The 13,811-nt window shown below is 59.9% G+C and carries 13 protein-coding genes; 3 read left to right on the top strand and 10 right to left on the bottom strand.

Annotated elements, in window-relative coordinates; all coding sequences use genetic code 11:
* Window positions 1-24: 24 nt before the first annotated feature.
* Window positions 25-753, bottom strand: a complete 729-nt coding sequence (locus tag ACUN8C_RS07125; protein ID WP_445621544.1) for an MIP/aquaporin family protein — start codon at window positions 751-753, stop codon at window positions 25-27.
* A 351-nt stretch (window positions 754-1,104) separates the two neighbouring features.
* Between ACUN8C_RS07125 and ACUN8C_RS07120 the strand changes: the two genes are divergently transcribed.
* Complete coding sequence (locus ACUN8C_RS07120; RefSeq protein WP_445621543.1) at window positions 1,105-1,869, top strand: DeoR/GlpR family transcriptional regulator; 765 nt, start codon at window positions 1,105-1,107, stop codon at window positions 1,867-1,869.
* A gap of 231 nt (window positions 1,870-2,100) precedes the next feature.
* Window positions 2,101-3,669 (top strand): glycerol-3-phosphate dehydrogenase, encoded by a 1,569-nt coding sequence (gene glpD, locus ACUN8C_RS07115; RefSeq protein ID WP_445621542.1) that lies wholly within the window; start codon window positions 2,101-2,103, stop codon window positions 3,667-3,669.
* A gap of 80 nt (window positions 3,670-3,749) precedes the next feature.
* On the opposite strand, the gene ACUN8C_RS07110 is transcribed toward glpD, so the two are convergent.
* The 3 genes from ACUN8C_RS07110 to attM all read right to left on the bottom strand — a co-directional run bounded on the left by ACUN8C_RS07110 (window position 3,750) and on the right by attM (window position 7,206).
* Complete coding sequence (locus tag ACUN8C_RS07110; protein ID WP_445621541.1) at window positions 3,750-5,129, bottom strand: class II fumarate hydratase; 1,380 nt, start codon at window positions 5,127-5,129, stop codon at window positions 3,750-3,752.
* A 117-nt stretch (window positions 5,130-5,246) separates the two neighbouring features.
* On the bottom strand, window positions 5,247-6,371 hold the full coding sequence (locus ACUN8C_RS07105) for a zinc-dependent alcohol dehydrogenase family protein (RefSeq protein WP_445621540.1): 1,125 nt from the start codon (window positions 6,369-6,371) through the stop codon (window positions 5,247-5,249).
* A 49-nt stretch (window positions 6,372-6,420) separates the two neighbouring features.
* Entirely contained in the window at window positions 6,421-7,206 is a 786-nt protein-coding gene (gene attM, locus ACUN8C_RS07100; protein ID WP_445621539.1) for an AttM family quorum-quenching N-acyl homoserine lactonase, read from the bottom strand.
* A gap of 227 nt (window positions 7,207-7,433) precedes the next feature.
* Here attM and ACUN8C_RS07095 point away from each other — a divergent pair, with 227 nt between their 5' ends.
* Window positions 7,434-7,853, top strand: a complete 420-nt coding sequence (locus tag ACUN8C_RS07095; protein ID WP_445621538.1) for a secondary thiamine-phosphate synthase enzyme YjbQ — start codon at window positions 7,434-7,436, stop codon at window positions 7,851-7,853.
* A gap of 46 nt (window positions 7,854-7,899) precedes the next feature.
* On the opposite strand, the gene ACUN8C_RS07090 is transcribed toward ACUN8C_RS07095, so the two are convergent.
* The 6 genes from ACUN8C_RS07090 to ACUN8C_RS07065 all read right to left on the bottom strand — a co-directional run bounded on the left by ACUN8C_RS07090 (window position 7,900) and on the right by ACUN8C_RS07065 (window position 13,660).
* Window positions 7,900-8,922 carry a DctP family TRAP transporter solute-binding subunit gene (locus ACUN8C_RS07090; RefSeq protein WP_445621537.1) on the bottom strand — a complete coding sequence of 341 codons (1,023 nt, stop codon included), beginning with the start codon at window positions 8,920-8,922 and terminating at the stop codon, window positions 7,900-7,902.
* 20 nt (window positions 8,923-8,942) lie between these two features.
* Window positions 8,943-10,223 (bottom strand): TRAP transporter large permease subunit, encoded by a 1,281-nt coding sequence (locus ACUN8C_RS07085; protein ID WP_445621536.1) that lies wholly within the window; start codon window positions 10,221-10,223, stop codon window positions 8,943-8,945.
* Window positions 10,220-10,762 (bottom strand): TRAP transporter small permease, encoded by a 543-nt coding sequence (locus ACUN8C_RS07080; protein WP_445621535.1) that lies wholly within the window; start codon window positions 10,760-10,762, stop codon window positions 10,220-10,222. The genes ACUN8C_RS07085 and ACUN8C_RS07080 overlap by 4 nt, the downstream gene beginning before the upstream one ends.
* Window positions 10,763-10,859: 97 nt before the next feature.
* Window positions 10,860-11,792 (bottom strand): NAD(P)-dependent oxidoreductase, encoded by a 933-nt coding sequence (locus tag ACUN8C_RS07075; RefSeq protein WP_445621534.1) that lies wholly within the window; start codon window positions 11,790-11,792, stop codon window positions 10,860-10,862.
* Between the two features lie 36 nt (window positions 11,793-11,828).
* Window positions 11,829-12,608: an IclR family transcriptional regulator gene (locus ACUN8C_RS07070; RefSeq protein WP_445621533.1), complete on the bottom strand. Its 780-nt coding sequence runs from the start codon at window positions 12,606-12,608 to the stop codon at window positions 11,829-11,831.
* Entirely contained in the window at window positions 12,608-13,660 is a 1,053-nt protein-coding gene (locus ACUN8C_RS07065; RefSeq protein ID WP_445621532.1) for a D-2-hydroxyacid dehydrogenase, read from the bottom strand. The genes ACUN8C_RS07070 and ACUN8C_RS07065 overlap by 1 nt, the downstream gene beginning before the upstream one ends.
* Window positions 13,661-13,811: the final 151 nt, after the last annotated feature.

Here is a 13,811-nt window from a genome sequence, read left to right as displayed (position 1 = left end):
CGGAGGTATGAAATCGATGATGACTTAATAGATATGGGCAGCCAGAGCGGCCAGCGTACTGCCAATGATCGGTCCGATCACCGGCACCAGCGCATAGCCCCAGTTGTTGTTGCCCTTGTTCTTGATGGGCAGCACAGCATGCGCAATGCGCGGCCCAAGATCGCGCGCCGGGTTAATGGCGTATCCGGTCGGCCCACCCAGTGACGCACCGATCGATACCACCAGCAGCGCCACCGCAAGGGGCCCAAGGCCGCTGGGCGTATTTCCAAACATGATGATCACAAAGATCAGTACGAATGTCCCGATGATCTCGGTCACCATGTTCCAGCCATAGGACTTGATGGTCGGTCCGGTCGAAAACGTGGCAAGGATGGCACCGGCATCTTCGGTCTCATCGTACTGCTTCTTGTAGGCCAGATAGCACACCACAGCACCGATGAAGGCACCAATGAATTCAGCCACAAGATAGGCAACCGTGGTGGCAAATGTGATCGGGATACCTTCAGCATATTGCTTCGCCGGCCCGATGAGTAAAGCAATGGTGACGGCCGGATTGATATGGGCGCCGGTGTCAAAGGCAACATAAACGGCTGCAAAGACTGCCAGACCCCAGCCGAAAAAGATGACGATACCGTCACTGCCATGACCATTGGTCTTGTTCAACAGCACGTTGGCCACCACACCGCACCCCAGCAGTGTCAAAATGGCCGTGCCGGCGATTTCGTGAACCAGGATGGTTTCGATGATACCCATTTTTTTACCCCGGAATAGCGTTGATTTTTAAACATTAGGTATAGCTGTGTTGCTTTCCGAGCATCCTATAGCAATCATTTGAAAAAACGATGTGCCGTTTCTGACTTTCCATCAATCCAGTTTTAAGTGTTTGATTATAAATAGTTTAAAGCCCTTTAAACCTTAGTCTTACAAGGCTTGCCAAAGGATTGAAAAGCCCGAAAAGGTGCAATTTTCCACAAATTTTGTTGCCAGATGAACATGGCGAACATCAAGTGAAAACCACACGGAAACATCTATTGCCGAGCAGAAGGCCGAGGGATACCTTGACGACACGGATCAGCCTCGGAAAGCTTGCGGAAAGGACACCACATGACCCAGCAGGAACGCCACAACACCATAGCTGACATGGTCAAGCGTCAGGGCTATGCGACCATTGAGCAGCTGGCGCATCACTTTGATGTCACGCCACAGACCATCCGACGCGATCTCAAGGTGCTGGCCGATGAACAGGTGATACGACGCGTTCATGGCGGCGCCGGTCTGCTGGAATCCAGCACGGTCAACACCGCCTATAGCGCGCGCAAGTTGATCAATCACGATGCCAAGGCGCGCATTGCCCGCTCACTGGCAGAACAGATCCCGGATCAGAGTTCACTTTTCATCAATATCGGTACCAGTACCGAATTGATTGCCGAGGCGCTGCTCAACCATCGGGGACTGGAAATCATCACCAACAACCTCAACGTTGCCGCCACGCTTCAACATCGCGAGGACTTCAACGTCATTGTGGCAGGCGGCACCGTACGCTCGCGCGATGGCGGTATCATCGGCGAGGCCACGGTGGACTTCATCAATCAGTTCAAGGTCGATTTCGGCATCATCGGCATCAGCAGCATTGATGAGGACGGCGCCCTGCTCGATTTTGACTATCAGGAGGTCAGAGTCGCCCAGGCCATTATCAGCAACTCGCGTCAGGTCTATCTGGCCGCCGACCACTCCAAGTTCTCGCGCAACGCCGTGGTGCGGCTGGGACATCTCAACCAGATTCATGCCCTGTTTACCGACCAGGAACCGCCCGCCGGCATCTGCAGACTGCTGAACGAGCAGGACATTGCCCTCAATATATGTCCCTGAAATAAAGTCGTGTCCATGAACCAGGATTTTTGAAGCCGTGCTTTTGAAAAAGGTCGCCTGAAAGGAAGGTCATCGACCGAACGAAAAGCTGATCATGCCGATTGCATCAGGCAATCATCGATCCCTTGATGTTCTTTTGAACATGGCATATGTTCACATTCGAACATTCGTGATGGTATGGTTACCGCGTTCCCAATTCCTTAATCCGGCGCAGACGCGCAAGGCAGGCGCATGACTTCCGACAAGACTTCTTCAGTGAACACTCCCGTTCTGGACCTTTTCATCATCGGTGGGGGTATCAATGGCACCGGTATTGCCAACGATGCTGCCGGCCGCGGTTTGAGCATCGGGCTGTGTGAACAGGCCGACCTTGCCAGTGCGACCTCCTCGGCTTCCAGCAAGTTGATTCATGGCGGACTGCGCTATCTGGAACACAAGGAGTTTCGTCTGGTTCGCGAAGCACTTCACGAGCGTGAAGTCCTGCTTGCCAAGGCGCCGCATATTATCTGGCCGCTGCGTTTTATCCTGCCGCACCGCCAGCACCTGCGACCGGCCTGGATGCTGCGCGCCGGTCTTTTCCTGTATGACCATCTGAGCCCGCGCGCCACGCTGCCCGGCTCGAAGTCGCTGAAGTTTGATGGTTCAAGCGCGCTCAAGCCCGACATCAAGCGTGGCTTTGAATATTCCGACTGCTGGGTCGACGATGCCCGCCTGGTCGTGCTCAATGCTCTGCAGGCTCAGGAACAGGGTGGCGAAATTCTGGTGCGCACGCGCTGCATCAGCGCCGTGGAAAAGGACGGCATCTGGGAGATCACGCTGGAAAACACCCGTACCGGCGAGCAGCTGGTGCGCCGTGCCAAGGCACTGATCAATGCCGCCGGTCCGTGGGTAGAGTCCTTTATCAAGGGCAGTACCCAGCGCAAGTCGCGCTATGGCATCAACATGATCAAGGGCAGCCATATCATCACCCGCCGCATCAACGGTGATGACCGCGCCTTCATCCTGCAAAACGAGGACAAGCGCATCGTCTTTGTCTTGCCCTGGCAAAATGATTACAGCCTGATCGGGACAACCGACCAGAACTACGAGGGTGATCCGACCCATATCACCATCAGCGATGAAGAGACCGACTACATCCTCAATGTCGTCAATGCGCACTTCAAGGAGCAGCTGACCCGCGATGACGTGGTCACCAGCTACTCCGGTGTACGCCCGCTGTGTGATGACGAGTCGGACGACCCTTCTGCCATGACGCGTGACTATACGCTCTCGCTGGATGATACCGGCGCACCGATGCTGTCGGTCTTTGGCGGCAAGATCACGACCTTCCGTCGTCTGTCCGAATCCGCCATGGAGAAAATCGAGCCCTGGTTCCCGAGCATGGGCAAGCCCTGGACCGACAAGCGCCCGCTGCCGGGTGGCAACATCGATTCCCGTGAGGCCTATACCCGCAAGCTGCTGACTCAGTATCCATTTTTGGGTGAACTGCGGGCCGCCCGATTTGCCTCGAGCTACGGCACGCTGTGCGAGAAATTTCTGGAAGGTGTCACCAACGAGGCCGGTCTGGGAGAGGATTTCGGCGCCGGGCTGACCCGAGCCGAGGTGGACTACCTGATTGACCATGAGTGGGCCACTCAGGTCGATGATATTCTCTGGCGTCGCACCAAAATGGACATGCGTCTGGACGAGCCTCAGCGCAAGCGCCTTCAGGAATACGTGACGGGTCGCATGGACACCAGCGCAGACGACATGAGCGAGCCGGTCGGCACGCCCTCACCGGATCATGCTCTGGCACACTGAATCTGCGTCACATGAATGGCAACATCAAATAGGGCCCCGCAAGGGGCCCTTTTTTGTAGCTCACGCTGACACCTCAAAGCCTATTCCTGGATGCCCCCGCGTGTCAGCCGAGCCGGGTCGAGATGACGCTCAAGTTCCTCACGGGAAAGCTCGGTCTCTTCTTCGGCCACTTCGATGATCGGCCGCCCTTCCTGATAGGCCTTTTTGGCCACACGCGCCGCTTCGTTGTAGCCGATCACCGGATTGAGTGCCGTGACCAGCACCGGATTGCGCGCCAGCGGCGACTCGATATTGTCGCGGCGAACATTGAAGCTTCTGATGGCCTTGTCCGCCATCAGCAGGGAGACGTTGTTTAAAAGCGAGATCGAGCTCAACACGTTGTGCGCCATCAGCGGCAGCATGACATTGAGCTGGAAGTTGCCCGACTGCCCGCCCACGGTGACCGCTGCATCGTTGCCGATGACCTGAGCCGCCACCTGAGCCGCCGCCTCGGGAATCACCGGATTTACCTTGCCCGGCATGATGGAGCTGCCCGGCTGCAGGGCTTCCAGTTCAATTTCGCCCAATCCGGCCAGTGGCCCGGAATTCATCCACCGCAGATCGTTGCTGATTTTCATCAGCGCGCAGGCGTAGGCCTTGAGGTGACCGGACATTTCCACCGTGGCGTCCTGCGAGCCCAGTGCTGCAAAGAAGCTGTCCGCCGGTGTAAATACAAGCCCGGTCTGCTCGGAGAGACGTTTGGCAAAGCGCTCGGCAAATTCCGGATGGGCGTTGATACCGCTGCCCACGGCCGTGCCGCCCTGGGCCAGTCGCAACATGCGCGTCAGGCCATTTTCAAGGCGCTCGATGGACTGCGCGACCTGACTGGCCCAGCCGCCCAGTTCCTGGCTCATGCGCACCGGCATGGCATCCATCAGATGCGTCCGGCCGGTCTTGACCACGTCGTCAAGTGTCGCCGCCTTGTCTTCGATGGTCTTTTGCAGATAGCGCAGCGTCGGCAGCAGCTTCTCGTTGAGCTCCAGGGCAATCGAGACATGCAGCGCTGTCGGAATGGTGTCATTGCTGCTCTGACCCATGTTCACATGGTCATTGGGGCCGATGTCGAGATCGTCCCGCGAGGCCAGATGCGAAATCACCTCGTTGACGTTCATGTTGGTCGAGGTGCCAGACCCGGTCTGATAGATATCAATCGGAAACTGATCGGCGTGCTCACCGCGGATGATCGCATCGGCCGCCTTGACGATGGACAACGCCCGCCCTTCATCCAGCAGGCCAAGATCCATATTGACCTCGGCGGCCGCCCTTTTGACCCGCGCCACGGCGGCAATAAAGGACGCCGGCATGGGGTGTCCGCTGACCGGAAAGTTATTGATGGCCCGTTGCGTCTGCGCGCCGTAAAGTGCCGCCATCGGCACTTCCAGCTCGCCCATGCTGTCCTTTTCGATACGGGTCTGATCCATGATTCTCTCCTGATAATCAACGATGAAGCGCCGAAAGATGCCCTTCAGGTTAGCAGGCCCGCGGGCATTGCACCCGGCTCATGTCACGTCTTCAGTCGAGTGCGCCGCCCCTGAAGATCAAAGGTCGATCACCTGCCGGATGGCGCGCCCCTGGGCCAGACGCTCGAACCCTTCGTTGATGTCCTCAAGCGTTATGCGGTGGGTCAAAAGTCGGTCCACCGGCAGACGACCGGCCTGATACAGCGCGATATATCCCGGCACATCCAGTGAGGGCACGTGGCCTCCCAGATAAGACCCCTTGAGCGTGCGCTGCTCGGCCACCATCCGCGTCGGACTGATGGCCAGACGCACGTCCGGGTGCGGCAGTCCGGAAGTCACCGTGGTGCCGCCGCGCCGAGTACACTCAAAGGCAAATTCAAGCGCCGACGCCACACCGGCAAACTCGGTCGCCAGATCCACCCCGCCGCCACTGATGGCACGCACCTGTTCGATGGCATCCTCATCACCACTATTGATCACATGCGTTGCGCCCATGGCCCTGGCCGTTTCCAGCTTATCGGCATCGATGTCGGCGGCGATCACCTGACGAGCGCCGCCCCCAATCGCCCCCAGTACTGCCGCAAGCCCCACCCCGCCCAGCCCGACCACCAGCACTGACTGACCCAGTTTGAGCTCACCGGTATGCACGACCGCCCCGACGCCGGTCAGTACCGCGCAGCCGAACAGCGCCGCAATGTGAAACGGCAGGCTCGGGTCGATGCGCGTCAGTGAGCGACGCGACGCCACGGCATATTCGGCAAACCCGGATACTCCAATATGGTGATAAACCGTTTCCTCACCGTGATGCAGGCGCATGCCGCCCCCCAGCAGATGTCCGGCAGTATTGGCTGCCGCTCCCGGCTGACAGAGCGCCGCCTCACCGGAGAGGCAAAAGGCACAGGTGCCGCAGTTGGGCGCAAAGGAAAACACCACATGATCGCCGACCTCGAGATCCTCGACGCCCTCACCAATCTCCGCCACCTCGCCCGCCGCCTCATGGCCCAGCACCATCGGCAACGGCCGCGGCCGATTGCCATTGATGGTCGACAGATCAGAGTGACACAGCCCGGCAGCACGAATGCGCACCAGCACCTCCCCGCGCCCCGGTGGATCAAGCGTCACCTCCTCGATGGATAACGGCATGGATTCCCCATAGGGACGTGGTTTTTGCATCTCTCGCAGCACGGCAGCCCGGGTTTTCATGGCGTTTCCCCTTGATCATGAACATGACAGTGTCGACGTCGCGCTGAACTCAGCGGTAATACTCGGGGGCATGGCGAAACGTCGGCCAGGCCTCGGGGTCATGGCCGGTGACCACCATGGCCTGCGTCTTGCGAGCCAGCGCATGGAGCTTTTGCACCGAGCGTACGGCGTCCACGGTAGAGGCCAGAAAACCCGGCAACGTCTTTTCATTCCAGTGATCCATGGTGTAGGCCGCATCCACCGCCAGCAGCACCGGGCCAGTCTCTTCAAGATGGATCATGAAGCTTGCATGGCCCGGCGCATGGCCGGGGGTGAAGATAAAGCGAATGACCCCGTCACCGAAGACGTCATAGCCATCGTCACTGTCCTCCAGAAAATGCCAATTCAGCCCCGGCCGATCAAAGTCCTTGCGGATATAACCGCCGGCCGAAAACCAGTCCGGGGCCATGGCATATTCATACTCACGTCGGCGGACAACATGAACCGCATTGGGGAAGCGGCCGGTCGCGCCGGTGTGATCCAGATGAAGATGACTGTGCAGCACATAGCAAACGTCTTCCGGCGCAATCCCCATGGCCTGAAGGGCCTGCACACACCCCTCCTCTTCGCGCATCACCGGCTGATAGACCGCCGTGATATCACCCCAGTGGCCTTCGGCATCCGTGGCACACTCGACGGCGCAGCCGCCATCAATGACCACATGCCCCTGCGGATGGGTAATCAGATACCATGGCACCGGTATTTCATAATCATCAAGCCCGGCATTCATGCTGATATTGCAGCGACGGCACTGAAGAGTACCGGTCTGGAACATGTAAAGGCGCAGCTGATTCATGACGACTCTCCCGACAGGGGTAGTGGTAGGCCTTGACCGCAACACATCAACACCCGCGAATATAACCCGTCTACCGACACCAACCAGCCCCACCTTCTGATAAGGCAAAATCGGTCTTCGGCACTAGCGGCACTCAAACGATGGGAACAATGGTCTACTGACAAGACGTCGCCGGCACGCTCATCTACCCTTTCTCATCAGATCCCACAGCAAAGGAGTGACCGCTCATGTGGCACCGCCAGCAGATTACCCTCAAGCCCTATTCACGCGGCTTTCACCTGATTACCCATGACATCACAAGTGCTCTGAGCCGGATGCAGGAGATCTCCACCGGGCTTTTACACCTGCAAATGCTGCACACCTCTGCGTCACTGACGCTCAATGAAAACGCCGACCCGGACGTGCGCCACGATATGGAAGCCTTTTTCCGCGATCGCGTTCCGGGCGATCTGCCCTATCTTCGACATACTCTGGAAGGCCCGGACGACATGCCGGCTCATATCAAGGCCAGCCTCATGGGCACCGAGCTCACCCTTGCCATTGACAACGGTCGACTGGCCACCGGGACCTGGCAGGGCATCTGGCTCGGCGAGCACCGGGAAAACGGCGGCAGCCGCCGCATTCTGGCCACGCTGTTCGGTGAATAACGCCAGAGTGCCGGGGCCCATGCCCCGGCATTTCCCATCAAGCAGCTTATGAACCCGCCTTGTCGGAAACGGCCTGAATGGCCTTGATCATCTTGTCGCCGTTCTGGTCAACAAAGGTTTTCCAGACGGGCTGAATGGCCTGCTGGAAGGCATCAGTATCGACATCACGATTGACCTCCATGCCTTGCTCTTCAAGCGTGGTGATCATCGTCTCGGTCTGCTCGGTGTTCATCTGGCGCTGCATGACCGTGGCATCCGCGGCGGCCTTTTCGACAATCTGCTGCTGCTCGGGGGTGAGGCTGTCAAAGCGTTTCTGGTTCATGACCATCAACAGTGCCGAATAAGCGTGGTTGGTGATCGAGAGATACTTTTGCACCTCGTTGAAGTTAAACGACACCACGATGCCCAGCGGATGATCCTGTGCGTCGACCACGCCCGTCTCAAGCGCCGTATAGAGCTCGGCCACCGGCAACTGCTGTGGGTTGGCGCCCAGAAGCTCGAACATGTTGTTCAGCGTGATCGAGTTATTGACCCGCATGCGCAGGCCTTCCAGATCCTTCGGCTCACGAATCGGTCCGCGATTGTTGGTGATCTCGCGAAAGCCATTCTCCGGGAAGGCCAGGCCCTTCAGCCCCAGCGCCGGCAGCTTGCTCATCACCTCTTCCCCGGGCGCCCCGTCCAACGCCTTGTAGGCAGCGGCGCTGTCGGCAAACATGAACGGCAGTTCAAAGGCACCAGCCTCCGGCACCATGCCGGTAAAGTTGGTCAGTCCCGAAAGCGTAATGTCGATGATGCCGGAGCGGGCCCCGTCGATCATCTGCGCGTCGTTACCGAGCTGACCGTTGGGAAAGATCTGCACCTTGAGATCGCCATTGCTCTGCGCCTCGACCTCCTCCTTGAACTTCTCGGCAAGCTTGTGCTGCAGATCGGTTTGCGGCGTGGGATGGGCAAAGCGCAGCGTGGTCGCCGCCCAGGCGTTGCTGGACACCGACATGGTCAGCATCAGCGCCGCGGCGGTCGTTGCAAGCGCTGTGGCACCCAGCGTCGTACCAAACAGGAATTTTTTCATGTTGTTGCTCCTTGCCAGGGTCAGCCGATCAGCCAGTGCATCGGCACGGTAATGATCTGGGGTATCAGCACAAACAGCGCAAGCAGTGCGATATACACCAGAACAAAGGGATAGACGCCGCGTACGGCCTCACTCATTGTCGTTTTACTGATGCCACAGACCACGTTGAGCACCGTGCCCACTGGCGGGGTGATCAGGCCGATACAGCAGTTGATGACAAACATCAGGCCAAAGTAGATCGGATCGATTCCCGCCTCGCGCACCAGTGGCATGAACAGCGGCACCAGAATCAGGATCGCAGGCGCCAGATCCATCACCATGCCCACCAGCAGCACCACCACCATGATGGCGGCCATCAAAAGCCTGGGATTGTCGACCAGCGGCCCCAGCAGCTCGGCCAGCTGCTGCGGCAGCTGCGCGATGGTAATGACCCAGGAGGCCACCATTGCCGCACCCACCAGAAACATCACCAGCGCCGTCGAGCGGCCGGCGCTTTTCAGCACTTGTGCAAGCTTGGCAAGACTCATCTCACGATAGATCACGGTCGAGACAAAGATGGCGTAGACCGCGGCCACCACGGCAGCTTCCGTCGGTGTAAAGACCCCAAAGCGGATGCCGACAATGATGATCACCGGCAGCAGCAACGCCCAGACACTTTCCTTCAGCGCCTTGAGCCGCTCGGCCCGGCTCGCCTTCGGCTGAGGTTCAAGATCGGATTTACGCATCATGAACCGCCAGGTGATCATCAGCGCCAGCCCCATCAAAAGCCCGGGCACAATGCCGCCAATAAAGAGCTTGGCAATCGAGATATTGCCCGCCACCCCAAGGATGATCAGCGGTAATGAGGGCGGAATGACCGGCGCGATAATCCCGCCGGCCGCCAGCAGGCCCACCGAGCGAAACGCCGGATAACCGCTTTTACGCATCATCGGATAGAGAATGCTGACCAGTGCCGCGGCATCTGCCACGGCCGAGCCCGAAAGCCCTGCCAGCAAAAGCGAGGTCAGAATCGCCACATAGCCCAGACCGCCGCGCCAGTGGCCCACCAGCGTCATCGCCAGTTTCACGATGCGGTCGGACAGCCCGCCGACCGCCATCACCTCGCCTGCGATCATGAAAAAGGGAATCGCCAGCAGCGCGAAATTGTCCACCCCGTTGATCATCGACTGCGACAGGATGTCGGCGCTGAACATGCCCAGATTGAGCATCAGTGCACCGGCCGCCAACAGCAGCGCAAAGGCCACCGGCAGACGCAGCAGAATCGCCCCGATCAGTACCGCCAGAAACAGTGCCAGTGTCATGAGCGATGCTCCCCGTTGGAAGAATGCAAGGCCTCATCAACCGCCAGTGAATGGCCATCGCCGCCCTGCTCGCCCGGTGCCCGCCCGGGCCCGGGTCGCAGCAGCCCGATGGTTGAGGTGATACTCATCAACGTCCCGGCCACCACACCTGCCAGATAGAAAAGCGCGGTCGGCAGCCCGGTCAGCGGCGAGATGTTGTGCCAGTTGGCCAGCGTCTGCTTCCAGCAGCCCATGACCAGCATGATCGAGGCGCCCAGAATCACGAGCCACAAAAGGCGCGCGATAATGGAGCGCACCCTGGCCGGCAGACGATCAAAGAATTCGGCCACCGCCAGATGCTCGCCATCCTTTAGACATAATGAGGCCCCCAGCATCACGACCCAGACAAACCCGAGTCGCGAAAGCTCGATCCCGGAGCGCAGCCCGGAGGAGAAGCCATAACGCAGCACCACATTGAAAAATACCAGCACCATCATGGCGGTCATCAAGGCGACAATGAACCACTCGATGCTGCGCCACATCCCGCGAAATATTGTCATTATCTACTCCCGGCCCGCTTGAGCCGCCGCTTCGGTTATTACCTGTGTTGCCCCTGCGCCTGCGTCCTTTCTGTCGGTGCCTGCCGCCCCGTGTTGATCAGTCGTTGCGATCTCCGGGCTTTTGATCAAGCTCGGCGATATAGCGCTGGGTCACGGTCAGATCCAGCTCGCCCAGGCCGCGCGCGCCCAGATCCTTGTAAAGCGTTAAAAGCGTTGAAAGCTGCGGCGTCGTGACCTGCTGCTGTGCGGCCTCATCACGTGCAAATCCGAGATCCTTGATCATGTAGCGCGCAATGCCGGAGGGCGTGTAGTCCTTTTCGATCAGGCGCTGCTTGCGTGATTCCAGAAAGCGTCCGCCGGCGTAGCCCCCGCCCAGACAGCCCAGCAGCTTCTCGACATCCAGACCGGCGCGTTCGGCAATCACCGTGGCCTCGGACAGCGCCACCATGGTGGCGGCCACCACCATCTGATTACACGCCTTGGCGACCTCGCCGGCCCCCAGCGGCCCCAGCAGTACCGGGGTGCCCATCGTTTCCAGCACCGGGCGTGCCCGCTCAAGATCAGCATCATTCCCGCCCACCATGATGGACAGCCGGCCGGCCTCGGCGCCGTCCGTGCCGCCGGACAGCGGCGCATCCAGCACCCGGATCTGCCCCTTGCTCTGCTCATCCAGACGTCGGGCCAGCGCACGCACCCCCTCGGGCGACGAGGTGGAGCAGATCACCAGCACCAGCGGCCCGGCAAGCCCCGCCAGAAGTCCATCGTCGCCGTCGATCAGCACCTCGAGCTGGGGCAGATCCGGCAGCACCGTGATCAACACATCACTTTGCGCTGCCAGTGCCCTGGGCGTATCACAACGCTCGGCACCGGCCTCCAGCGCCGGTGTGAGCTTGTCAGGTGAGCGGCCAAACACGCTCACCTGCCGGGCAACACCTGCCGCCAGCAGGTTGCGCGCCATTGGCATGCCCATGCTTCCAAGCCCGATCATGCCGACCCGCACGGCGCCGGAGGTCCTATTGAGATCCTGCATGTGTTTCCCCCCCAAAGTGACTTTAGTGTCCGGCCGTCAGGCATCGACGGCAGCGCTGCCCCTGCCCAGATTCATCGGATTGGCAATGTGCGCCGCCATCGCAGACAGCGCCTCGACGGCCTGCCGTTCAATATGGGCATTGCAATACACCTCCAGCAGCGACGCCCCCACGGCATAGGCCGATTCGCCGCTGTACTGCGGTGCCACGGCGACGGCCAGACCACGAATGCCCGGAAATACTTCCCCTTCATCCAGCGCGTGGCCGCGCCCGCGCACGTCCCTGATCTTGTCGATCAGCGCCTCGAGATCGGTAATCGAACTGGCTGTCCAGGCCGGACGCGTGACCGGGTCTTCAAAGCGCTGGCGCAGCTCGTCGTCATCCAGCTGGGCCAGCAGCGCATTACCCACGGCAGTAATCGAGGCCGGGAAGCGACTGCCGATACTGGCGGTCATTCGCAGCGGCAACCGCCCGGCGTGGGCGGCGAGATAGAGCACGTCCGCGCCATCAAGCACCGCCAGCTGACAGATTTCATTGTGGAGAAAGGAGGTATCACTGCAGGCCTGATAAAACGCCTGAACCGGATCGACCGTACGCAGGTACGCGCCCCCCAGCTCGACCAGTCGACGCCCGAGTCGATAGCCGCCCTCGCTGCGCTGGACCACGCCCTCGGCCTCCAGGGCCAGACAGACGTTATGCAGCGATGACCGCGCCACGCCCAGCTGGCGTGCCATTTCGCTGACCCCAAGGGTGGCGCCGCCGGCTGCTTCAAGCACGGCCAGTACACGCAGTGCACGGGTCACGGCGGGGGCACTCATCAGTAGAACTCGACCGTATCAACGCGGTTTCTAAGCGCCTCGCCGTTGAGATAGCGACGGGCGTTATCGGCGAAAAACTCGGCAATCAGACGATCCTCGGCGTCACTGAGGGCAGCGGTATGCGGGGTCAGCAGCACATTGGGCATGTCCCACAGTGGAGAGGCGTTATCCAACGGCTCCGAGGCCGTGACATCCAGCACCGCCAGTCCGACATGCTCGCGCTGCAGCGCCTCGATCAACGCAGGCTCGTCAATGACTGTGCCCCGGCCCACATTAACGATGGTGACCCCGGGCTTCATCTCGGCCAGCAGCTCGGCATCGATCAACCCTTCGGTGGCATCCGTGCCGGGCAGCGCAATGACAATGGCATCGGCTCGCCGCACGCCGTCGCGAAGCTGTGATGGCGCAATGATTTCATCGACATGAGGCACCATGCGCTGCTGGCGAGACACGCCCAGCACATGCATATCCAGCAGGGACAGCCGGCGGGCCACTTCGCGCCCGATACCGCCCAGCCCCAGAATCAACACCTGCTGCTCGCTGATCTGCCCCATCATCCAGCGATCGCCCCAGTGGTGATCACGCTGCTGAGCCATGATGCGAGGCAGCTGCTTGGCACCCGCCAGCACGCCAAACACGGCGTATTCCGCCAGCGGCCCGCCATGAACGCCGGCCGAAGTGGTAAACATCACCCGCGCCAAAGCATCACTCGAGAGTCCCGCCGCCTTGACCTGCCCGCCACCACCGGCCGCCATGACGTGCACCCAGCGAAGTTTTGGATTGGCCTCGACCACCTTCGCCAGGCGCTTTGGGTCCACATCCGGAATGCCGTAGAGCACCTCCGCTTCATTTAACAGCGCATCAAACTGTGCTTCCTGCTCGGGGGTGCGCCTGAAGCTCGGGTCACCGACAAAATCTGCCGGATGCCGCATGGGCGGCAGCAGCGATTGATTCCGCAGCAGTTCGATCTCGGGCACCATGGATTCAATCCGTGCGCACAGTGCCTCGCTCAGCGGTGTGGCCACCGCCACTTTCAGCTTCTTTTGCGTCATGGCGCGCTCCGATATCGATCGCCGTACAGTGGGTTGAACGTTGTTCAGTGGACTGTACAGCGCGCTCTGCCAATACAAAGCGCGGCTTTGGTCGATATCGGGACCAAAGTACAATGCTCAGGACCTTAAAAAGCAGCAACTGATATCAGAA

It is taken from the genome of Kushneria sp. Sum13, from assembly GCF_052692355.1.
This window is presented reverse-complemented; position numbering and strand designations above follow the sequence as displayed.